The organism is Dankookia sp. GCM10030260, from assembly GCF_042666655.1.
Classification (GTDB): Bacteria; Pseudomonadota; Alphaproteobacteria; order Acetobacterales; family Acetobacteraceae; genus Paracraurococcus.
Window position 1 is genome coordinate 681,705 of sequence record NZ_JBHTDE010000002.1, and the last position, 21,120, is coordinate 702,824.

Below are 21,120 nucleotides of genomic sequence, written 5' to 3' on the forward strand. Positions count from 1 at the left end.
AGTGCGGCGCAACACGAGGGTGGGAGACCCAGTCATGACCGATATCGTCATCGCCTCAGCAGCCCGGACGCCGGTGGGCAGCTTCAACGGCGCCTTTGCCACCATGACCGCCCATGCGCTCGGCACGGTTGCCATCCAGGCCGCGCTGTCGCGCGCCGGGGTGAAGCCGGAAGAGGTGGACGAGGTCATCATGGGCCAGATCCTGACCGCCGGCGCCGGACAGAACCCCGCCCGCCAGGCGGCGATCGCCGCCGGCATCCCGGCCAGCGCCACGGCCTTCGGCATCAACCAGCTCTGCGGGTCCGGCCTGCGCGCCGTGGCGCTCGCCGCCCAGCAGATCAGCAGCGGCGACGCCGCGATCGTCGTCGCCGGCGGCCAGGAGAGCATGACCCAGGCGCCGCACGCCGCCCAGCTCCGCGCCGGGCAGAAGATGGGCGACCTGGCCATGGTCGACACCATGCTGCGCGACGGGCTGATGGACGCCTTCCATGGCTACCACATGGGCACCACGGCCGAGAACGTCGCCGAGAAGTACCAGATCACCCGCGAGCAGCAGGACGAGTTCGCCGCCGCCAGCCAGCGCAAGGCCGGCGAGGCGATGAAGGCCGGCCGCTTCAAGGACGAGATCGCCCCGGTGACCGTCAAGGGCCGCAAGGGCGACGTGCTGATCTCGGAGGACGAGTATCCGAAGCCGTCCACCGACTACGACGTGCTGGCCAAGCTGCGGCCGGCCTTCAGCAAGACCGGCACGGTGACCGCCGGCAATGCCTCCGGCATCAACGACGGCGCCGCGGTGGCGGTGGTGATGTCGGCCGAGGAAGCGCGCAAGCGCGGCGTCGCGCCGATGGCGCGGATCGTCAGCTGGGCGACCGCGGGCGTCGATCCCTCGATCATGGGCACCGGGCCGATCCCGGCCTCCCGCCGCGCGCTGCAGAAGGCCGGCTGGTCGATCGACACGCTGGACCTGATCGAGGCGAACGAGGCCTTCGCGGCGCAGGCCTGCGCGGTGAACAAGGACCTCGGCTGGGATCCGTCCAAGGTGAACGTCAACGGCGGGGCGATCGCGCTCGGCCATCCGATCGGCGCCTCGGGCGCGCGGGTGCTGAACACCCTGCTGTTCGAGATGCAGAAGCGGAATGCCAAGCGCGGCCTGGCGACGCTGTGCATCGGCGGCGGCATGGGTGTTGCGCTCTGCGTCGAGCGGGATTGACCACAGACCCAGGGAGGGCGCTGCCCTCCCTGGACCCACCCGCCAAAGGCCGAAAGGCCTCTGGACGCCTTGAGTTTGGTGACCAGGCTCAGCAGAAATGCGCGCCGCGCGTCTCCACCGGCAGGAGGTAGACGCTCTGGCTGGCCGTCATCAGCAACTGGTTCCGCCGCGCTCCGCCGAAGCAGAGGTTGGCGCAGATCTCCGGCAGCTTGATCAGGCCGATCCGTGCCCCGTCCGGGGCGAAGACATGCACCCCGTCATAGCCGGCGCCCACCCATCCCGCGCCGACCCAGATGTTGCCCGCCTCGTCGCAGCGGACGCCGTCGCCGAAGCCTGATTTGCCTTCCAGCGTCATGTCGCAGAGCGCCTTGCCCGCGCCGAGCTTCTGGCCGTCCACGGGGAAGGACCAGACGACATTCTTCGCCTCCGGATAGTGGCTGCTGCCGCTGTCGGCGACATAGAGCGTCTTGTAGTCGGGCGAGAAGCAGAGCCCGTTCGGCTTGAAGGGCTGGTCGGTCACCTTGGTCACTTGGCCCGACTGCCCGTCGATCCGGTAGACCGCCTCCTTGATGTAGGGGCGGGGGCTGTTCGCCGACTCCGGCACCCGGTTGCCCTCATAGTTCATCAGCGCGCCGTAGCCGGGGTCGGTGAACCAGATGCTGCCATCGGCCGGGTGCACCACGCCGTCGTTCGGCGCATTGAAATTCCCGTCCGGCCCCTTGGCCGCCAGCACGGTCTGGGTGCCGTTCGGTTCGTAGCGCACCACGTCGCGGTTGAAGTGGCGGAAGGCGATCTGCCGGCCCTCGCGGTCGAAGGTATTGCCGTTGGAGAAGCCCGAGGGGCTGCGGAAGCGGCGATGGACCGAATGGTCCTCCTCGTTCATCCGCAGGCATTCGTCGTTCGGGATGTCCGACCAGACCCAGAACCGGCCGGTGGCGTGCCAGGCCGGGCCCTCCGCCCAGCCGTAGCCGGTGGCGACTCGGCGGATGGCGCTGTTGCCGAGCGGCGCGGTGAAGCGCTTCTTGTCGAGCGCCACGATATCCGCATCCGGGTAGCGGACCGGCGGCGCGCCGCGGCCGTAGTCGCGCTGCTGCGCATGTGCCGGGATGGCGGCGCCGGCGGCGAGCGCCCCGGCCAGGCCGCCCAGGATGGCACGGCGCGACGAAGCCACGCCCCCCGGCGCGGCGGTGGATGCATCGGACATATGGTGGTCTCCTCCCCAGGATGGGCTTCGCCCGCGGGAAGGGTGGCACGGTTAGGTCCGGGTAAGGCAAGCTAATCGGCGGGCGGATCGCAGCCCCGTGCACCGGCCCGCGCGGCGCCGGGTTCCATGCTGGGCCGCGCCGGACTTCGCTAGCCCGCCTGTCGAACCTCAAAGGGAGAGATGTCCATGATCGTCGTCAGCGTGTCCTACCCCAACGACCCCGCCACCAAATTCGACCATGCCTATTACCTGGAAAAGCACATCCCGCTGGTGAAGCAGCGCTGGTCGTCGATGGGCCTGCAATCCGTGCAGGTGCTGCGCGGCGTCGGCACCGCCGATGGCGGCCCGCCGCCGATTCGCCTCACCGCCTTGCTGGGTTGGGAAAGCGGCGATGCGCTGGGCAAGGCGATCGCCGCCCATGGCGACGAGATCTTCGCCGACATCGCGAATTTCACCGACAGCAAGCCGGCGCTGCAGATCAACGAACCGGCTGGCTGACATCCGCCGGACCTGACGACCCTCAGGCGAGGGTCGTCAGGTCCTGGAACCAGTGCTGCGCCTGGGTGTAGCCGCGCACGGCCTTGCCCAGCGCCCGCGGGTTGGTGTCGTGCACCACGAAGACCAGCAGCGCCTGGTCGACCACCCGCTCATGCACCTTGGCCATCAGCCGATCGACCTCGGCCGCATCGAAGGTATGCATCGCGGTGTCGATCAGCGCATCGGTCTCGGGGTCGCCGTAGTGGCTCCAGTTCACCCCCGTGGGCGCGACCTGCTTCGCGTGGAAGAAGCGGATCAGCGCATAGAGCGGATCGGAGGTCACATAGGCCACGTTGTTGGCGGTGATGCCGCCTGACCTGGCGATCTCCCCGGCCGCGCCCTGGCGCCAGCAGGTGTACAGCACCTCCAGCTCCACCGCCTGGAACGCGACCTCGATCCCCACCTCGCGCCAGGCCGACTGGATGTACTCGTTCATCGGCATCGAGAGCATCTGGCCGCTGCCGCCGGTGGCGACCAGGAACCTGGTCTTCAGCGGGTTGGCCTTCGAATAACCGGCCTCGGCCAGCAGCTTGCGCGCCGCGTCCGGGTCGTACGTCACCTGGAAGCCCGGCTTGCCGAACCAGGGGGAGGAGGGGTCGACCACGCCGCTCGCCGGCTTGGCCAGCCCGTTCATCAGCCCGACCACGTCGTCCCGGTTGATCGCCAGGTTGGCCGCCTTCCGCAGCCGCAGGTCGCGCCAGGGCGAGCCCTCCAGCAGGCTGAGATGGTAGTTCCAGACATGCGGCGTGACGTTCTCCATGATCCGCATGCCGGACTGCTTCAGCCGCGGCACCAGGTCGGGCGCCGGGGTCTCGATCAGGTCGACCTGGCCGGTCAGCAGGGCATTGGTCCGCGTCACCGTGTCGGGCGCCACCACCAGCACGATGCGGTCCACCTTGGCCATCCGCTTCGGGTCCCAATAGGCCGGGTTCCGCAGCAGCTCGAGGCTGGCGCGCGGCACCAGCTTGCCGGCACGGAACGGCCCGGTGCCGGAGGGCTCCTGCGCGAAGCGCTCCCACGACCTGCCCAACTTCTCGTACTGCGCCGGGGAGGAGACCAGGAACCACAGCATCTGGTAGGGGAAGATGCTGTCCACCGCCTTGGTGGTGACCTCCACCGTCATCGCATCCAGCTTGCGCCAGGACGCGACGGAGGGCAGCCGCGGCCGCACCTGGGCGGCCTGGCGGTTGTCGAAATGCGGCGCCTGCGGGTTCAGCACCTTGTCGAAGTTCCACACCACGGCTTCGGCATCGAAGGCCGAGCCGTCGTGGAAGGTCACGCCCGGGCGGAGCCTGAAGACCCATTTCTTCCGGTCGGCCGGATCGGCTTCCCAACTCGTCGCCAGGCCGGGGACCAGCTTGCCCGGCCGGTCGGCGACGTCCATCTCCCAGGCAACCAGTGGGTCGTACAAAGTGTAGCCGGTGAACTGGTAGGCGCCGGCGCCGCGGTCCGGCTGGCCGGTGGTCTGCGGGATGTCGGCCATGGAGATGCCGTAGCGCAGCACCCGTTCGGTCTGCGCGGCAGCGGGACCGATTGCCCAAGGCGCGGGCAGTCCGGGCAGGGTGGCGAGGCCGGAGGCGCCAATCAGGGCGCGACGCGAGAGGGTCATGCAGGGGTCCCGGGCTGGAGGTTTGTTCCTCACACGCAAGCGGTGTGCCGCCCCCGCTCACTCCGCCGCCACCATCCCCACCGTCGGCGCCGGCCGCCGCGCCGCATCCGCCGGCAGGATGGAATAAGGACGCTCCACCAGCAGGAACAGCACCGCCGACCCGGCGAGGGTGGCGAGAAAGGCCGGTACCAGCAGCAGCCACCAGACGGCGTCGCCCAGCCCTGCCAGCCCCGGCGTCAGCAGCCGCAGCGCGCGGAAGGCCAGGTCCAGCACCAACCCATGCGCCAGGTAGTAGGAGTAGCTCATGTTGCCGAGCCAGCGCAGCGGCCGCCAGGACAGGCCGCGTGCCACCGGCCCGGCCGCGGCGAAGGCCGCCGCCGGCAGCAGGAAGCCGGCGGCGAAGAGCACCAGGAAGGACGCCTGGCCGCCGGGCCCGGCCAGCAGCACCACGCCGCAGCCGCCCACCGCCGCGAATGCCGCCATGTCCAGCGCGGCGCCGCGGCGGCCGAGCGCGCGCAGCGCCGGCATTGCCTCGACCAGCAGCATGCCGCAGGCGAACATGCCCATGCGGCCATGCTCCCAGTCGGTCGCCAGCATCACGGCGACGGCGCCGAGCATCGCCGTCACCCGCGCCGCCGGCGGCCAGCCGCGCAGCCGCAGCGCCGCGACCAGCGGCGGCATGACCAGGTAGAAGGCCATCTCGTAGCTCAGCGACCAGGCGACGATGACGATCGGCTGGATGGCGAACAGCCCGGGCAGCAGCAGCAGGTTGGCCAGCACCAGCTCGGCCAAGGGCCAGCCCCCCGGCGGCAGCCCGCCGCCCGAGGCGGAAGCCAGCGCCAGGCCGAGGTGGAGGGCCAGCACCACCAGGAAGGTCGGGTAGAGCCGCTGCACCCGCCGCGCCAGGAAGCCGGCATAGGGCCGCGCCCGGCCAAGCAGCATGCGGTAGATCAGATAACCGCTGAGCACGAAGAAGAGGTCCACCCCGGCATGGCCGAGCTGCTGCAGCGCGATCCCGAGCGGCGGCTGCGGATGCCCCAGGGCGTGGCCGAGCTGCGAGCCGTAATGAACGAAGAAGACCAGCAGCACGGCCAGGCCGCGCAGGCCCTCCATCGGCAGCATGCGGTCTGCCTCGGCGGCGCCGAGTTCGAACCAGCGGGCCAGCCGGCCCGGCGGCGACCGCCGCACATCCCCCTGCATGCCGTCTCCGCCCCGGTCCATTCGATGCCCTGCGTGACTATAGGGATATCGATCTGAACGGGCTCATGACATTGCAACGAGCGGTCGGATGGCCGCAGCGATGTCATGCTAGCGGCCGCGAATACTCGTTCTGCATTGGGGCCGGCGCCGTGGCTCCGCGCTTCCAATGGTCTTGTCGCATCTCGCGGGGCAACCGGCGGCGCGGCCGGGTGCGGCTACTCCCGTGTTGTTGTACTGGCCTGTCCGGCTGAATCGGGTGAGTTTCCGCCGCATCTTCGCCGGCCGGCCAAAGACCATCCACCGCAGCGGCAAGACATGCAGGAGAACTTCTCGTACATGATTGTCACTCAAAAGCCGTCATCACTGTTACGCTTGTTGCCGATGATGGTGCTTGGCGGGCTGGTCCTGGGTTGGCCGGCCTATTGGAATGGCTATCCCCTGGTTTTCGGCGATACCGGCAACTATATCGGCCAGATCAAGTTGCGTTTCATCGGCTGGACCGCGCCGCCCTTCTACAGCGCCTTCCTCTCGGCGACCGATTTCGGGCTGAGCCTCTGGGGACCGATGCTGGCCCAGGCGCTGCTTGCCGCCGCGGTCGTCGTCGTCGCGCTCGACCAGGCCGGCCTGCGCCGCTGGTGGGGCATGCTGGGGACCTTCCTCGCACTCGCGGCCTGCACCAGCCTGCCCTGGCTGGCCAGCCAGATGACCGCGGACTTCTTCACCGGCATCGCCGTGCTGGCGCTGGCGCTGCTGGCCTTCGGCACGCTGGCGCCCTGGCACCGCTGGGTGCTGCTGCCGGTGGCGCTGCTGGCGATCCTGGCGCACCAGTCGCATGTGCCGCTGGCGCTCGGCATGGTCGTCGCCGCGGGCGCCATCGGCTGGGCCCAGTCCGGCCGGCGCGCCGCGCTGGCGATCCTGCGCCGCGCCGCGCCGGTGCCGCTGCTGGCGCTGCTGCTCGCCTTCGCGGTCAACGCAGTCGGGCTCGGCATCCCGGCCATCTCGCCCTATGGCAACATCATCCTGGCCGCCCGGATGCTGGCCGACGGCACCGCGATGGACTACCTGGACAAGGCTTGCCCGGCCGAGCACTACCGCGTCTGCGACCACCTGGCGGAGCTTCCCCCGGGCGGCACCATCCTGCTCTGGGACCGCCCGGCGCTGTGGGACGCGATCGGCGGCCACCGCGCCTGGAATGCCGAGGCCGGGCACATCGTCCACGGCACCATCGCCCATGATCCGCTGGGCGTGCTCGGCGCCCTGGCCACCAACGGGGTGGAGCAGTTCGCCGCGCTGCGCACCGGCGAGTCGATCAAGCCCTGGGCCAAGGAGGACGGCCCTCGGCCCTTGATCGCCCGGTTCTTCCCGGGGGAACTCGATGCCTTCGACCGGTCGCGTCAGCAGCACGGCCTGCTGCTGGCCGATGTCGGACCCTTCGAACGGTGGCACGTGCCGATCGCCTGGGCCGGGATCGCCGGGCTGCTGGCCTGCCTGTTGGCTTGGCGGCGCGATCCGGTGGTGGCCGGCCTCTGCGCCCTGGTTCTGCTGGCGGCGGTGGGCAACGCGGTGCTCACCGGTGGCCTGTCCGAGGTGCAGAACCGCTACGCCGCGCGGCTGGCCTGGGTGCTCGTGTTCACGCCGTGCCTCGTGGTGGCGTGGCGGCTGCCGCTGCGGGATGGCTTGGGGCTGGCGGCGGCCCGGTAGGGTGATCGGGGACGAAAAAGCATTTCCACCCCCGACCCTAGCTTTGCTTTCCCCAGGTTGGCCCCTGCCGCACGGCAGGTGCCAACCCACCCAAAATGGGGGGCCAGGGGCGATATGCCCTGCCTGGCCTTATCCAATGCCATTTGAAAACAATGACTTGCCGCGCGCGGGCCGTCAGACCCCCTCCGCCACCACCACCCGCCGTCCCGGCGCCGGCACCGCGCCGGCGGGGACCAGGGCACCGAAATCCTTCACCGCCTCCAGCAGCATGACCCCGGCAAAGCGCGGGAACAGCCGGCCGCCGAGCCGTTCCCAGGCGCCCGCGCCGCGCAGCAACAGCCGCGTCTGGAAAGGCGGCACGAACAGCGCCGCCGCGCGCCGTTCCACCTGGAACATCTGCCGCCGCAGCAAACCCTCGATCTGGCTGCCGGAATAGGGCTGTCCGTGGCCGAAGGGCGTCCTTTCGGTGTGCGCCCAAAGCCCGAGCCGGTTCGGCACCACCACGATCATCCTGCCATCGTCCTTCAGGACCCTCCAGGCCTCGCGCAGCATGCGCCGGGCGTTGTCGGCGGTTTCCAGGCCATGTACCAGCAGGATGCGGTCGAACATCAGGTCGGGGAAAGGCAGGCAGTCCTCCTCCGCCACTGCGGTGCAGGATGCCGCGCTGCGCGGCCAGCGCCAGCGCGGAAGATGGGTCGGCACCATGGCGACGCAGCGTCCCGCCTCCGCCCGCCAGACTCGCAGGAATGGGCTGGCATAGCCCAGGCCAAGCACCGCCTGGCCCGCCAGGCTGGGCCAGAGCCCATGCAGCCGGTCGCGCAGCAGTCGCGCCGTCACCAGCCCCGCCGGGGTGGCATAGAAATTCCCCAGGCCGTGGACCTCGTGGCTCATGCTTCTGATATAGACCGCCAAGGGTCCCAGTTGCAGCGGGGCCGGAGGAGATGCCCGCCATGCCGCTCTCGGTCGCCGCCATCCCGTGTCTTTCCGACAACTACATCTGGCTGCTGCAGGACCAGGCCACTGGGGCAGTCGCCGTCTGCGACCCGGGCGAGGCCGGCCCGGCGATCGCCGCGGTGGAGAAACTGGGCGGGCGGCTCGACCTGATCCTGCTGACCCATCACCATGGCGACCACATCGCCGGAGTGGGCGACCTCCAGGCGCGGTTCGGCGGCCGGATCGTCGGTGCCGCGGCGGATGCGCACCGGTTGCCGAAGCTTGACCAGGCGGTGCGGGAGGGCGACACGGTGGCGCTGGGTGAAAGCCGTGCCGCGGTGATCGACACGCCGGGCCACACCGTCGGGCATATCGCCTTCCATTTCGTGGACGGCAATGCGGTGCTCTGCGGCGACACGCTGTTCTCGCTCGGCTGCGGCCGGCTGCTGGAAGGCACTGCGGCGCAGATGTTCGACAGCCTGGCCAAGCTGGCGGCATTGCCGGCGGAGACCCTGGTCTGCTGCGGACATGAGTACACCCTCAGCAACGCGCGCTTCGCCCTGACCGTCGAGCCCGGCAACGCCGCGCTGCAAGCCAGGGCCGAACAGGCCAAGGCACAGGTTGCGGCCGGCCGCTTCACCGTGCCGACGACGATGGCGGAGGAGCAGGCGGCCAACCCCTTCCTCCGCGCCGGCGACGTCGCCCGGCTGGCGGCGATCCGCAGCGCCAAGGACGGCTTCCGCTGACCCCGCTGCCGGACCTGCGCGCGCCGGGCCTGGCGGCATCGGCGGTGATCGCCGCGCTCGACCTGGCACCGCACCCAGAGGGCGGCCATTACCGAGAGATCTGGCGCGACCGCCCGGCTGGCGGCGGGCGCGGCGCCGGCACGGCGATCTACTATCTGCTCGCGGCTGGGGAGCGCAGCCACTGGCACCGCGTGGACGCCGCCGAGGCCTGGCACTGGTATGCCGGCGGGCCGCTGGCGCTGTCGCTTTCGGCCGATGGCGCGACCGAGGAGTCGTTGCTGCTCGGCCCCGACCTCGGCGCCGGGGAGCGGCCCTTCGCCGTGGCGCCGGCCGGGTGCTGGCAGGCGGCGGCGCCGCTCGGGGCCTGGGCGCTGGTGGGCTGCACGGTCAGCCCGGCCTTCGACTTCGCCGGCTTCGAGATGGCGCCATCGGGCTGGGCACCGGGCTAGCGGAGAACCCCGCCCTGCCTTTTCCGGGGCGGCGCCTGCCGCGCGGCGCGTGCCGGACGCAGAAGAACAGAGGAGGAGCCAGGGAGGATACGTCCTCCCCGGCCTTGCCTAAGGCCCGCCGAGAAAATCCAGCGCCGCCTGCGGCACCACGCCGCCCGCGGCACGGGCGATCGCCTCGACCGGGTCGGGGGTGACGCTGTGCTCCACATGCGGGGCCAGCAGGTCGAGGTAGCGGGCAATGAAGACCATCCCCGCGTCACGGGTCAGCATCACCTCCCGCGCCGGGGTCGGAACTGGCCAGGCCGATTGGCGCTGGGCGGTGCCGGCCTTGATGCCTTCCACTCCCAGGTTGCCGGTATGGGCGCGCAGGTCGTTCACCAGGTGGTAGCTGGCGCTCTCGGGGTCCTTGTCGTGGACGGCACGGATCGCGGCGAGGAAGACCGGCAGGGTCACGTCGCCCACCAGCCGCATCAGGGCCAGACGGTGTTCAGCGAGGACCAGGATCTCGACCTGGCCGGTGGCGGGAGGCAGGGTCTGCGGCAAGGTCCGGCCTGCTGGGGAAATGGATGAACAACCATGCGGCATCCCGCGTCTTGCGGGGAGTCGATAGTAGCAAATTCCGCCCTGGTTGAGCATTCAATCGCCAGCGGCCGGCGGGTCCGCCCTGGCGGTCGCCGCCAGCGCTCCGCCGCCGACCACCAGCGCCGCTGCCGCCAGCACCGGGCCGCCCAGCTCGCCCGCGCCGAAGACGACCAGCAGCAGGGTCGAGCCGACCGGCGTCGCATAGGCCAGCGTGCCGAGCAGCCGCGGGTCGCCCCGCTTCATGCCGACGTCCCAGAGAAAGAAGGCGGCACCGACCGGGCCGAGGCCGAGCAGCAGGATCGCCGGCCATTGCGCGGCACCCGGCCAGACCGCGGGCTCGAAGGCCAAGTGGCCCAGCAGGGTGACGGCAGCGGCGGCCAGGCAGAAGCCGGCGACCGCCTCGGTCGGCGTGCCGGCCAGGCGCGGCGTGCCGGACGGCACGGAATAGAGCGCCCAGGTCAGCCCGGCGGCGAGCGCCAGGGCATAGCCCAGCGGCGCGCCGCCGCCGAAGCCGCCCTCGGCCCCCCCGGCCAGCAGCAGCACGGCGCCGGCGGCGCCGAGCCCGACCCCGGCCAGCCGCCGCGGCCCGAGCCGCAACCCGCGCAGCGGCGCCGCCAGCAGCACGATCAGCAGCGGCCAGGTGTAGTTCAGCAGGTTGGCCTCGACCGGCGGCGCCAGGGCAAGGGCGGCGAAGTAGAGCGCGTGGTAGCCTGCCAGCCCGCCGACCCCGTGCAGCCAGACCAGTGGAGGCTGCCGCAGCGCGCCCAGCCGGCCGCGCGCCGCGACCACGAGCAGGCCCAGCGTGCCGCCGACCGCGAAGGCCAGGCCGGTGAGCAGCAGGGGCGGCACCGGCTGGGCAAGCCGCGCCAGCAGCGCCAGGAAGGCCCAGAGCAGCAGCGCGGCGCAGCCCGCCAGGGTCGCACCCATCGGGCCAGAGGTCACGGCGGGTCCATTCGGCAGGGGCAGGGGCCGCACCATATGCTGCGGATCTGGATTCGCGGAGATGGCAGCATGGGTTTCTGGGCACGCACCTTCATCACCGCCTTCGCGCTGTGGGCGGCGACGCAACTCGTGCCGGGGATCGAGGTGCGGGGCGTCTTCTGGCTGCTGCTGACCGCGCTGGTCTTCGGCCTGGTGAATTCCTTCGTCCGGCCGGCGCTGGTGCTGCTGTCCCTGCCGCTGACGCTGGTCACGCTCGGCCTGTTCCTGCTGGTGGTGAACGCGGCGATGCTGGGACTGACCGGCTGGCTGGTGCCGGGCTTCGAGGTGGCAGGGTTCTGGCCGGCACTATGGGGCGCGGTCGTCGTCTCGGTGACGAGCTGGGCGGCGGCGCGGCTGTTCGTCGGCACGACGGCGAAGCACCCTTAAGGCGGAGAACGTGGCCAAACATCGCGCACAGTTGAGCCAGCTATAGTGTCGGAAAGCATGAACGAAGGTCGCCAAACCTGCGACACCCGAAGGTCTCAACTGAGGATGCGGCATGGAACGAGCCCCACGTCGGCTTGTCGCTGTCCTAGCTGCCGACGTTGTCGGATACAGCCGCCTGGTTGAAGCGGACGAGGAACGTACACATAACGGTATGATGCGCCTGCGCACCGCGGTGGTCGAGCCGGGAGTTGCCGCCTGGGGCGGCATGATCGTCAAGCATACCGGGGACGGCTTCCTGGCGATCTTCGACAGTGCGCATTCGGCGACCGAATCGGCGTTGGCGATGCAGCGTTCCGCCGTCGCCGCCGCCGCCGATGAACTGCCAGCCCGCCGCATCCAATGCCGCATGGCCGTGCATCTGGCGGACGTCATCCTGGAGGGCCAGGACATCTACGGCGACGGCGTCAACGTCGCCGCCCGGCTGCAGGGCTATGCGGAACCGGGCGGCGTGGTGGTCTCGGCCGCAGTCGCCGAGCAGCTGGGCGGCAACCTGGCTGCCGGCGCGGTCGACATGGGCGAACTGCCGCTACGCAACCTCTCCCGGCCAGTCCGGGCCTTCGCCCTGCCCTCCGCCGCACCGTCGGCCACGCTGATCGGCGAGGTGGCCAACCGCGAACCTCGACCATCGATCGCCGTGCTTCCGTTCCGCAAGCAGCCCGCCGATGCCGATGAGGGCTATTTCGCCGACGGTATCGTCGAGGACATCATCCATGGTCTCGCCGCGCTGAAGGAATTGTTCGTCATCTCGCGCAGCTCGACGCTCGGTTACGGCAATGGGCCGATCGACGTTCGCAAGGTCGGCCATGAGCTCGGCGTCCGCTACGTCCTTTACGGCAGCGTCCGCCGTTCAGGCGGCCAGTTGCGCATCCTGACCGAGCTGAGCGACGCGACGACCGGGCTGATCCTGAATTCGGAGCGGTATGACGGTATCCTCGATGATCTCTTTGAAGTGCAGGACCGTATTTCCATAAGCGTCGTCAAGACGATCGCGCCACACGTGCGCGGGCATGAATTGCAGCGGGCGATCCGCAAGCGACCGGAGAATATGACCGCCTACGACCTGCTTCTGCAGGCGCTCGATCAGTTGTACCGCATGGACGAGGCCTCCTTCGGCCGGGCGCGCGGCCTGCTGCAACAGGCGATGGGCCATGATCCCGGCTACGCGCCACCCTATTCCTATACTGCTTTCTGGTACGTCCTCCGGGTCGGCGAATTCGGCTCACCGGACCCGGATGCCGACGCAGCAGCCGGAGCGCGCTACGCCGCTGCCGCCATTGAACGGGATGCCAATGATGCCCTGGCGTTGGCGCTTTATGGATACGTGAATGCCTACATGCTGCATGACTATGACAAGGCGACGCTCTATCTCGACCGGGCCATGGCGGCGGGCCCAAATTCGGCGATGGCCTGGACCCTGAGCAGCGCAAATTGTGGCTTCATCGGCGACGCGGAGAACGCGGTGAAGCGCGCCGAACGAGGCGTGCGGCTGGCGCCGAACGACACCTTCACCTCTTGGCACGAGGGCCTCCTGGCGCAGGCGCATTACATCGCCGGCGATTACGAAAAGGCGGTCGCCGGCGCGCGGCGTGCGGTCGCGCACAACCGATTCATCCGATTCACGCTACGGCTGCTGATCGCCAGCCTCGCAGCGCTTGGCCACTCGGAGGAGGCGGCGCAGGCGGCGGCAAATTTGATGCGGGTGCAGCCGACATTTCGGCTGTCGCCCTATGAGAAGCGATGCCCGTTCCAGCGCCCGATCCTCGACCACTGGATCGCGCGGCTGCGTTCGGCGGGGCTGCCGGATTGAAGCCAGCGGGTCGGCTTGCGACCCTGGGAGATTACCCGATGACAGGCAACACAGGCAACACAGGCAACACAGGCAATACCGGCAACACAGGCAATACCGGCAACACCGGCATCAGCGGCGATGGCGGTGGCTGGCTCCTGGCGGACCGCGTCGACCTGCCCTTCGTGGCATCGCGCAACGCAGCCAATAAGCCGATCAGCGACATCCGCCGCCCGGTCGACGCGACTACGCGCTTTCCACGGCGGAACTGGACGGCACGCTGGAACGCCTGGCTGCTGCTCGACGAGTTCGTCCAGCCGGGCTGGGATACCGCGGCGACGCCGGTACTAAAGGGCATCATCGATGCAGCCGAAGCGGCCAATGCCGCGGCACCGGCCGCCAAGGCCGCGGCCACGGCCGACCTGCAGAAGGCGGCGGCTGACAAGGCCGCCGCGGAAGCGGCGAACAACGACCCCGGCGTGCTGGCGGCCGACGCCGCGATGGCGGCGGCGTTCCTTGCTCTCGAAGCCGCGGCGGACGAGATCGACCAACTGGTCATCGCCGCCAAGGACGAACGGCCCGATGCGATGGGCGAGATCCTGTCGCAGGATGTCGAGTTCATCACCGACTTCATGGCGGTCCTCGACATGAAGCCGGGCTCGCATCCCAAGACCTTCCGCGTGCTGCATATCGCCAGCCTGATCGGTTCCTTCGCTGCGCTGCATTTCAAGGCTATCCATGAAAGGGTTCGGCCGGCCTGGGTTTGCCCGGCGCTGATGCCGCCGGTGCCTGACCCTGGACATTCCGCCTTTCCCAGCGGCCATGCGACCCAGGCGCATCTGATGGTGGCCTGCCTGAAGGAGGTCTTCGACGCGTCGGCACTCGGCGCGAGCGACAAGGACGCGCTGCTGGCGGCACTTGATGCATTGGCAGCGCGGGTTGCTCGCAACCGCGAAATCGCCGGGCTGCATTACCCAAGCGATTCCGCAGGCGGCATCGCATTGGCAGCGGCGGTCCACGCCGTGCTGGCGGCCATACCAAAGACCAAGGATGCGGCCGGCAACTTCAAGCGCTACCCCGTCGCCATCGCCGAGGCCGCCGGAGAATGGCCGTGATGGACCGCCAGCCGGATTGCGCGGAGCCTACGCCGTCCGAGGTGCTGCTCCGCCGCGTGCGCTCCAGAGTCCGGCAATTCCCGGTCCCGGACGACACTCTCGTGCCGCTTGAGGCGGACGACCGGGAACTCCGCCGATTCGGCTTACCGGCAAGGCCCGACGCGAGGATACGGCCGCGCGAATTCGACGTCTGGCGCCGCCTGCTGTCGCCGCCCTTCGGCAGGAAGCTGACCTACGCGACACAGGCGTTCCGCGTCTTCTTCGCGCAGAACTACCGCATCGACCCGCGCGGCCGGCGGCTTACCGGCGGCAGCCGGCACGAGCGCAGCGAGAATTGGTCCGGCGGCTACATCAAGCCGCATGCGGGCCGGAGTTTCACCGCGGTCTGGGGCTCCTGGACCATTCCGAAGCCGGTTTACCCGGCGCCCGGCGGCGCGCAGCCAGGCGCGCTGTACAAATGCTCCACCTGGGTCGGGCTGGACGGCCAGCGCCGGTACTTCGACAGTTCCCTGCCGCAGATCGGCACTTCCCAGGGCATCGATCCGATCACCGGCGCACCGGTCTACGAGGCGTGGTGGCAATGGTGGGCGCGCGGCGAGATGTCGCCGGTCGTGCCCATCCTGTTCCTCCAGCATGGGCTACATGCCATGGACGAGATGATTGCACGGGTCGAGGTCACCAGTCCGACCTCCGCTCTTCTGACCCTGAAGAACCAGACAACCGGGGAGTTTGGCATGCGGGCCGAGGTTCATGCACCGATGATCAAGCTGCCGAAACTGCCGCTGCCCATGCAGCCCCGGATTTCGGGCGCCACTGCCGAATGGGTGACCGAGCGGCCAACGATTTGGGCGAGCGACACGCTCTACGAGATGCCGGATTATGGCTCAGTGACATTCCGCGATTGCCTCGGCATCACCGCGATCGGCGAGCATCCGCCGATCGGTGCCAAGTTGATCAATGGCTATGCGGTGCGGCAGGCGCCAGCCCGCATCCGAATCGTCTCTACCGCTCAATTCAAACACCAGCATAGCGAGATCGAAACCCGCTTCCGCTGAGCCGCTGAGCCGCTGACGGCCGGGCGCTAACCGTCGATCAGCGCCCGCCACGGCGCCCAGCCATCGACCACCGCCGCCAGCGCGGCATAGCCGCCGCCGTCGGGATGCACCCCGTCGCCGCGCGACACGCCGTTGCGCCAGGCATTGCCGGCCGAAAGCGGCACGTGCACCTCGAGGAAGGAGAGGTCCATGTCGTCGCAGAGCGCGGCGAGCCGCAGCGACAGCGCCGCCGCCCGCGCATCGTGCGCCGCGTCGTGCAGCAGCGGCGGCGGGCCGACCATCAGCACCGGCCAGCGCGCCGCGGCCCAGCCGAGCAGGGCGGCGGCATTCTCCTCCGTCACCTCGGGCGGCACGCGGGGCATCTCGTCCTCCAGCGTGCAGTCGTTCCCGCCGAAGCTGAAGACCACCGCCTGTGCCGTGCCGGCGCCGAGCAGCCTGGCGAGGATCTCGGGCTCGGCGCGGCGCCGCAGATCGGCACTGGTGTCGCGGCGGACGCCGAGGTTGTAGGGGGTGAAGCCGGTGCCGCGATGCCAGGCGGCGGCGGTGACGCGGCCGACCCAGCCGAGCCCGGTCTCGTCCCCGGTGCCGGCGACGAAGCTGTCGCCGACGAAGCAGATGCGCAGGTCGCGGATCATGTATCGAAGGCCGGGTCTATCGGTACCCGCAGCGCCTCGGCCAGCCGGTTGGTTTCGGCGGCCATGCCGACCACGCCCAGCAACTCCCCGAACATCGCATCGTCCATGCCGGCGCGGCGGGCGGCGGCACCGTGGCTGGCGGTGCAATAGGCGCAGCCGGCCGCCATCGAGACCGCGAGGTAGAGCATCTCCTTGGTGCGCGCATCCAGCGTGCCGGGCGCCATGACCTGGGACAGGCTTTCCCAGGTCCGCTTCAACGTCGCCGGGTCGACCGCCAGCGCCTTCCAGAAATTGTTCACGTCGGGCACGCCGCGCGCCGCCTTGATGGCGTCGAAGACGGCGCGGACCTCGGGCCCGGCCTCGGCGTATTCGACCAGCCGCGGCATCAGGCGGGGGCTCCCGGCAGCGGGCGCCAGGGGAGCGGCGCGAAGCGGGTGCCGAACAGCGTCACATCCTGCCACACGCCACCGGTGGTGTAGGGGTCCTCGGCCAGCCATTCGCGCGCCGCAGCATCGGTGTCGCGGGCGATGACCACGGCGGAGCCGACCATGCGGCCATCCGGGGCATCCAGGATGGCGCCGCCCAAGGCCAGGGTGCCCGCGGCCGCCTGCGGCCGAACCCGGGCGAGATGTGCCTCCCGCGTCGCCTGGCGCCGCGCCGGCGCCGCGGCATCGGCGCCATCCCGGGCGATGACCACGGTATGGGTGCGGCTCGGTGCCAGCGGCGTGCCGGGTTGCGGCAGTGGCCGATAGGGCAGGGGCGCGATGCGGAAGGGGAAGCTGGTCACTTTGGTCCAGACGCCGAAATGGTTGAACGGCTCGGCCGCCAGGTAATCGCGCAGTCCGGCCTCGTCCGGCACCGCGAGCACCATGAAGGAGCCGAGCGCGCGGCCGTCCGCCGCCAGCAGCGGCGTGCCGAAGGCGAGCCGGCCATCGCCGGCCCATTCGGTCAGCACCGCCAGATGGCGGTCGCGTGCCGCCTGGCGCCGCGCCGGCGCCCCGTCATCCTCGCCATCATAGGCAAGCACCGCATAACCCATCGCATGGTCCTCCGGCGTCGGAGAATGCCGCGAAGCGCGGTGCGAGGCCACCGCCCAGCGCCGGCCTCTCGGCTCAAATCGCTGGCGAAGCCCAAGAAGACGGGTTCGCCATCGCCGACGCGGCCACCTCGCGGGATCGCCGCAGCCGACCCGCGAGGCCGCCAGGGATCAGCAAGCGATCAGTACATGTGCTGGCCGCCGTTGATCGACAGCGTCGAGCCGGTGATGAAGTCGGCCTCGTCGGCGGTCAGGAAGACGACGCCGCGGGCGATGTCCTCGGCATGGCCGAGCCGGCCGCGCGGGATGCGGGCGATGATCTTCTCCAGCACGTCGGCCGGCACCGCGCGGACCATCTCGGTGTCCACGTAGCCGGGGGCGATGGCGTTCACCGTGATCTGGTTGCGCGCGCCCTCCTGGGCGAGTGCCTTGGTGAAGCCGTGGATGCCCGACTTGGCGGCGGCGTAGTTGACCTGACCGAGCTGGCCGGCCTGGCCGTTGACGCTGCCGATATTGACGATGCGGCCGAACTTCCGCGCCGACATGCCGTCCCATACCGCCTTGCAGGTGTTGTAGCAGGAGCCGAGGTTGGTATCGATCACGTCGTCCCACATCTGCCGGGTGAGCTTGCGCATCATCGCGTCGCGGGTGATGCCGGCGTTGTTGACCAGGATCTCGATCGGGCCCTGCTCGGCCTCAATCTTCGCCACCGCGGCGACGCTGGCCTCGAAGTCGCCGACGTCGAATTTGTAGCAGGGGATGCCGGTACGCTCGGTGAAGGCCTGCGCCGCCGCGTCGTTGCCCGCGTAATTCGCCACCACCTTGCGGCCGGCCGCCTGCAGCGCCTCGCTGATCGCTGCGCCGATGCCACGCTGCCCGCCCGTGACCAATGCAACTCGTGCCATGTCCCCCAATCTCCCTGTCTGGTTGCGCCCGCGACTCCAGGGCGATGCCGCGCCGGGCGAAGCGTCGCGCGGCACCACGGCTCTAGGTCAACCCGGAAGCCGGCCAGGATCAAGCGGGAAAGCCCAGGCGTGTCATTGCGCCTGATCAAGGACGCGGCGCAGCCGCCACGGCAGATTTCGCCTGCCGCCATGTAGAGCCATGCCGGCATTTCGACTGACGATCCTCCCTCGACTCGAGCCCGGCGGCATTCCCGCCGGGCTTCTTTTCGGTCGCGCGTCAGCCGCGTCGGAGGGCGAGGATCCAGGTGACCACCCCGTCCAGTTCCTGCTGCGTCAGCCGGTAGTCCGGCATCCGCGCATGCGGCGTCTGCAGGAAGGCGCGCAGCGACATCTCGGTGGTGGAGGGCATGCGGGCCACGGCATCGAAGGGCGGCGCCGCATCGCCGGCCGGGCCGCGCGCGCCGGGGCCGATGACATGGCAGTTGGCGCACCAAGTCTCCGCCACCCTGCGCCCCTGGGCCAGGCGTTCCTGCCGCAGGGCGTCGCCCTGGGCCGCGGCCATCGGCGCGGCGGCGATCCCCGCCAGCAGGGCGGCGAAAGCGAGGACGGGTCGCATCGGCAGGTCTCCTTCGCGGTCGGGCCGATCCTGTCCTAGACTCCGGCGGACCGGAACGGCGGGAGGACAGCATGGCAAGATTCAGCGGCAAGGTGGTGCTCATCTCGGGCGGCGCCCGCGGGCAGGGCGCGGCCGAGGCGCGGCTGCTGGTGGCCGAGGGCGCCAGGGTGGTGCTCGGCGATCTGCTCGAGGACCAGGGCCGGGCGCTGGCGGAGGAGCTCGGCCCGGCCGCCCGCTTCCTCCGCCAGGACGTGACCGAGGAAGCAGACTGGGCCGCCGCCGTCGCCGCCGCCGAGGCGATGGGCGGGCTGCACGGCATGGTCAACAACGCCGGCATCTACGTGCCGAAGCGGCTGATGGAAACAGACGCCGCGCTGTTCGAGCGCCACATGCGGGTCAACCAGCTCGGTTGCTTCCTCGGCATGCAGGCGGTGGTCGGGGCGATGGAGCGCTCGGGCGGCGGCTCGATCGTCAACATCTCGTCCACCGCCGGGCTGCGCGGCTCGCCCGGCGCCATCGCCTACAGCGGCACCAAGTGGGCGCTGCGCGGCATGACCAAGGCGGCTGCGGTGGACCTGGCGCCGCGCGGCATCCGGGTGAACAGCGTCCATCCCGGGCCGATCGACACTGAGATGGTGAAGGTCTGGAGCAATGAGCAACGGGTCACCCGGCTGTCGCAGATCCCGATCGGCCGGATCGGCCAGGCGGAGGACGTCGCGCGGGTGGTGCTGTTCCTGCTGTCGGAAGAGAGCAGCTACATGACCGGTGCCGAACTCGCAGTCGACGGCGGGGCGTCACTTTAGCGGGCAAGGCCGGGGGAGAAAGCATTCTTCCGCGGCTTTGCCTCCTCTATTTGTGTGGGTTGGCGATCATTGGAAATGACCGCTGACACGAGCTCCGTGCTCTCAGGCGACGGCCGCCATTCGGCGTCTCGGTGGGCTTCGCCCCCCCCCCCGAGGACACGCAATGCGGGCGTCGGTATCGCGCAAGAAAGAAGGTCGACGGGACCCGCATGTTTGGGGAGGGGTGCTTTTCCTTCGCCAATCTAACGCGGCGTTCCCTTCGCCGCCTCCGGCACCGCCGGCGGCGTCGCCGGCAGGTCCACGCCGATCGGCGGCCGGTGCACCCAGACCTTGCCGGCGATCGCACGCTGGTAGCCATAGTCGAACAGGTCGCGCATGTAGGCCTGCTCGAAAGGGGTTGCGAGCTCGCGCGAGAATTCGCTGCCGATGAAGGCGAGGTTGAAGTCGAATCCGTCGGCCTGCGCGGCGCTGTACATGCGAGTGATGTCGTTGAAGCCGCTGGTGTAGATCATGGTGGAAATGGCGCGGCCGCTGATGCCGAAGACATGCCGCCGCACCGAGGCCCAGCCGGGATCGAGCCGGGCGTTGCGGATCACCGAGATCACCCCTTCACGGACCTTGACGCCCTCGCGGCGCCGCGCCGCGCGTATCTCACCGATGCCGCGCGGGTAGAGGAACGCCTGGGCGAAGGCGCCGCCGTCGACATGCATCTCCTGGTACTCGACGCCGTCGAGGGTGACGTCGATCATCACCGGCGGGAAGGCGCCGGGGATCGCCGCGGAGGCGAGCATGATCCGGCGGATCAGGTCGAGCGCGCGCGGGTGGCCGCTGGCGGCGATGGCACCGATGTTCCAGACCACCGGCACCTGGGCGTCGAGGTTGGTGGTACCGAGCAGCAGCAGCCGGCCCGCGGCATAGGCGCGGGCGATATCGGCCATCATCGACTCGTTCACATGGCGCGAGATGGTGCGGAACAGCGGCGTCGTGTCGCTGAGCGCATCGGAGAAGACGGCGGCGACCCAGGTGCGGGACGCGGCGATGTCGGCGATCGTGCTGTTGGTGTACACCTCCCGCAGCGCGCCGTCGTAGGCGGAGCCGAGGAATGCGAAGGGCGCCGTCAGCGCGCCCGTGCTGACGCCGGTCACCAGGTTGTAGACGGGGCGGGTGCCGGCTGCGGACATGCCGCAGAGCAGGCCGGCGCCGAAGGCCCCGTCTTCCCCGCCACCCGATATCGACAGCATCTGCAGCGGCGCCGTCGCGGCGCTGGGGGCGAGCCCGCTGGAACGGTCCCAGCGGTCTATCGCCGCAAGGAACTCCCTGGCTATCGGTGCCGCATTCAGCGAGTAGTAGAAACGCTCGTTGGGCAGGCCAAGCACCGAAGCCTGGTAGAAGCGTCCACGAGGGACGGCGTCGAGCCGCGTGATGGAGACGCAGCCCGGCAAGAGGACAGCGATGGCGGCCGCACCGAGAGTGCGCCGCCTGCCAAGCTCTGGCCACATGCTCAATGGTTCCCGGCAAGCTTCCGCAATGTTCTACGCGATTTCCGGCGCGACCGGGAGTCCCGCTGCCG

At 70.0% G+C, this 21,120-nt stretch carries 22 protein-coding genes; 10 read left to right on the top strand and 12 right to left on the bottom strand.

The genetic code is table 11. From position 1 onward, the window contains the following. Window positions 1-34 precede the first annotated feature (34 nt). Entirely contained in the window at window positions 35-1,210 is a 1,176-nt protein-coding gene (locus ACFQS7_RS09715; protein WP_380066842.1) for an acetyl-CoA C-acetyltransferase, read from the top strand. Between the two features lie 88 nt (window positions 1,211-1,298). On the opposite strand, the gene ACFQS7_RS09720 is transcribed toward ACFQS7_RS09715, so the two are convergent. Then, window positions 1,299-2,414: an SMP-30/gluconolactonase/LRE family protein gene (locus ACFQS7_RS09720; protein ID WP_380066843.1), complete on the bottom strand. Its 1,116-nt coding sequence runs from the start codon at window positions 2,412-2,414 to the stop codon at window positions 1,299-1,301. A 186-nt stretch (window positions 2,415-2,600) separates the two neighbouring features. Here ACFQS7_RS09720 and ACFQS7_RS09725 point away from each other — a divergent pair, with 186 nt between their 5' ends. After that, window positions 2,601-2,912, top strand: coding sequence for an EthD family reductase (locus ACFQS7_RS09725; protein WP_380066844.1), 312 nt, complete (start codon window positions 2,601-2,603; stop codon window positions 2,910-2,912). A 22-nt stretch (window positions 2,913-2,934) separates the two neighbouring features. On the opposite strand, the gene ACFQS7_RS09730 is transcribed toward ACFQS7_RS09725, so the two are convergent. Both ACFQS7_RS09730 and ACFQS7_RS09735 read right to left on the bottom strand, forming a co-directional pair. Beyond that, complete coding sequence (locus ACFQS7_RS09730; protein WP_380066845.1) at window positions 2,935-4,560, bottom strand: ABC transporter substrate-binding protein; 1,626 nt, start codon at window positions 4,558-4,560, stop codon at window positions 2,935-2,937. Between the two features lie 57 nt (window positions 4,561-4,617). After that, complete coding sequence (locus ACFQS7_RS09735; RefSeq protein WP_380066846.1) at window positions 4,618-5,760, bottom strand: acyltransferase family protein; 1,143 nt, start codon at window positions 5,758-5,760, stop codon at window positions 4,618-4,620. Between the two features lie 372 nt (window positions 5,761-6,132). Here ACFQS7_RS09735 and ACFQS7_RS09740 point away from each other — a divergent pair, with 372 nt between their 5' ends. Continuing rightward, window positions 6,133-7,461: a hypothetical protein gene (locus ACFQS7_RS09740; RefSeq protein ID WP_380066847.1), complete on the top strand. Its 1,329-nt coding sequence runs from the start codon at window positions 6,133-6,135 to the stop codon at window positions 7,459-7,461. 174 nt (window positions 7,462-7,635) lie between these two features. Here ACFQS7_RS09740 and ACFQS7_RS09745 read toward each other — a convergent pair whose 3' ends face one another. Then, window positions 7,636-8,352, bottom strand: coding sequence for a class I SAM-dependent methyltransferase (locus tag ACFQS7_RS09745; RefSeq protein ID WP_380066848.1), 717 nt, complete (start codon window positions 8,350-8,352; stop codon window positions 7,636-7,638). Between the two features lie 59 nt (window positions 8,353-8,411). Here ACFQS7_RS09745 and gloB point away from each other — a divergent pair, with 59 nt between their 5' ends. Beyond that, window positions 8,412-9,140, top strand: a complete 729-nt coding sequence (gene gloB / locus ACFQS7_RS09750) for a hydroxyacylglutathione hydrolase (protein WP_380066849.1) — start codon at window positions 8,412-8,414, stop codon at window positions 9,138-9,140. A 44-nt stretch (window positions 9,141-9,184) separates the two neighbouring features. Beyond that, entirely contained in the window at window positions 9,185-9,589 is a 405-nt protein-coding gene (locus tag ACFQS7_RS09755; RefSeq protein ID WP_380066850.1) for a cupin domain-containing protein, read from the top strand. 108 nt (window positions 9,590-9,697) lie between these two features. On the opposite strand, the gene ACFQS7_RS09760 is transcribed toward ACFQS7_RS09755, so the two are convergent. Both ACFQS7_RS09760 and ACFQS7_RS09765 read right to left on the bottom strand, forming a co-directional pair. After that, window positions 9,698-10,132, bottom strand: coding sequence for a hypothetical protein (locus ACFQS7_RS09760; RefSeq protein WP_380066851.1), 435 nt, complete (start codon window positions 10,130-10,132; stop codon window positions 9,698-9,700). A 93-nt stretch (window positions 10,133-10,225) separates the two neighbouring features. Beyond that, entirely contained in the window at window positions 10,226-11,113 is an 888-nt protein-coding gene (locus ACFQS7_RS09765; RefSeq protein ID WP_380066852.1) for a DMT family transporter, read from the bottom strand. A 69-nt stretch (window positions 11,114-11,182) separates the two neighbouring features. Between ACFQS7_RS09765 and ACFQS7_RS09770 the strand changes: the two genes are divergently transcribed. From ACFQS7_RS09770 to ACFQS7_RS09785, 4 genes are all read left to right on the top strand, one after another. Next, on the top strand, window positions 11,183-11,539 hold the full coding sequence (locus ACFQS7_RS09770; RefSeq protein WP_380066853.1) for a phage holin family protein: 357 nt from the start codon (window positions 11,183-11,185) through the stop codon (window positions 11,537-11,539). A 112-nt stretch (window positions 11,540-11,651) separates the two neighbouring features. Next, a complete protein-coding gene (locus ACFQS7_RS09775; protein WP_380066854.1) occupies window positions 11,652-13,406 on the top strand; it encodes an adenylate/guanylate cyclase domain-containing protein in 1,755 nt (584 codons plus the stop codon). After that, window positions 13,337-14,500, top strand: coding sequence for a phosphatase PAP2 family protein (locus ACFQS7_RS09780; RefSeq protein WP_380066855.1), 1,164 nt, complete (start codon window positions 13,337-13,339; stop codon window positions 14,498-14,500). The genes ACFQS7_RS09775 and ACFQS7_RS09780 overlap by 70 nt, the downstream gene beginning before the upstream one ends. Beyond that, window positions 14,500-15,555: a G1 family glutamic endopeptidase gene (locus tag ACFQS7_RS09785; protein WP_380066856.1), complete on the top strand. Its 1,056-nt coding sequence runs from the start codon at window positions 14,500-14,502 to the stop codon at window positions 15,553-15,555. The genes ACFQS7_RS09780 and ACFQS7_RS09785 overlap by 1 nt, the downstream gene beginning before the upstream one ends. Before the next feature lie 26 nt (window positions 15,556-15,581). Here the strand turns inward: ACFQS7_RS09785 and ACFQS7_RS09790 are convergent, their stop codons facing one another. The 5 genes from ACFQS7_RS09790 to ACFQS7_RS09810 all read right to left on the bottom strand — a co-directional run bounded on the left by ACFQS7_RS09790 (window position 15,582) and on the right by ACFQS7_RS09810 (window position 18,747). Beyond that, complete coding sequence (locus ACFQS7_RS09790; RefSeq protein ID WP_380066857.1) at window positions 15,582-16,190, bottom strand: GDSL-type esterase/lipase family protein; 609 nt, start codon at window positions 16,188-16,190, stop codon at window positions 15,582-15,584. Continuing rightward, window positions 16,187-16,576, bottom strand: coding sequence for a carboxymuconolactone decarboxylase family protein (locus tag ACFQS7_RS09795; RefSeq protein ID WP_380066858.1), 390 nt, complete (start codon window positions 16,574-16,576; stop codon window positions 16,187-16,189). Before ACFQS7_RS09795 ends, ACFQS7_RS09790 begins: the two co-directional genes overlap by 4 nt. Then, the gene (locus ACFQS7_RS09800) at window positions 16,576-17,229 is read right to left on the bottom strand and encodes a YciI family protein (protein WP_380066859.1); all 654 of its coding nucleotides are present in this window, start codon (window positions 17,227-17,229) and stop codon (window positions 16,576-16,578) included. Before ACFQS7_RS09800 ends, ACFQS7_RS09795 begins: the two co-directional genes overlap by 1 nt. A gap of 179 nt (window positions 17,230-17,408) precedes the next feature. Next, the gene (gene phbB / locus ACFQS7_RS09805) at window positions 17,409-18,131 is read right to left on the bottom strand and encodes an acetoacetyl-CoA reductase (RefSeq protein WP_380066860.1); all 723 of its coding nucleotides are present in this window, start codon (window positions 18,129-18,131) and stop codon (window positions 17,409-17,411) included. Window positions 18,132-18,408: 277 nt separating this feature from the next. Beyond that, window positions 18,409-18,747 (bottom strand): c-type cytochrome, encoded by a 339-nt coding sequence (locus ACFQS7_RS09810; protein WP_380066861.1) that lies wholly within the window; start codon window positions 18,745-18,747, stop codon window positions 18,409-18,411. Window positions 18,748-18,818: 71 nt separating this feature from the next. Here ACFQS7_RS09810 and ACFQS7_RS09815 point away from each other — a divergent pair, with 71 nt between their 5' ends. Beyond that, entirely contained in the window at window positions 18,819-19,550 is a 732-nt protein-coding gene (locus ACFQS7_RS09815) for an SDR family NAD(P)-dependent oxidoreductase (RefSeq protein WP_380066862.1), read from the top strand. A 242-nt stretch (window positions 19,551-19,792) separates the two neighbouring features. On the opposite strand, the gene ACFQS7_RS09820 is transcribed toward ACFQS7_RS09815, so the two are convergent. Then, a complete protein-coding gene (locus ACFQS7_RS09820; RefSeq protein WP_380066863.1) occupies window positions 19,793-21,049 on the bottom strand; it encodes a patatin-like phospholipase family protein in 1,257 nt (418 codons plus the stop codon). Window positions 21,050-21,120 lie beyond the last annotated feature (71 nt).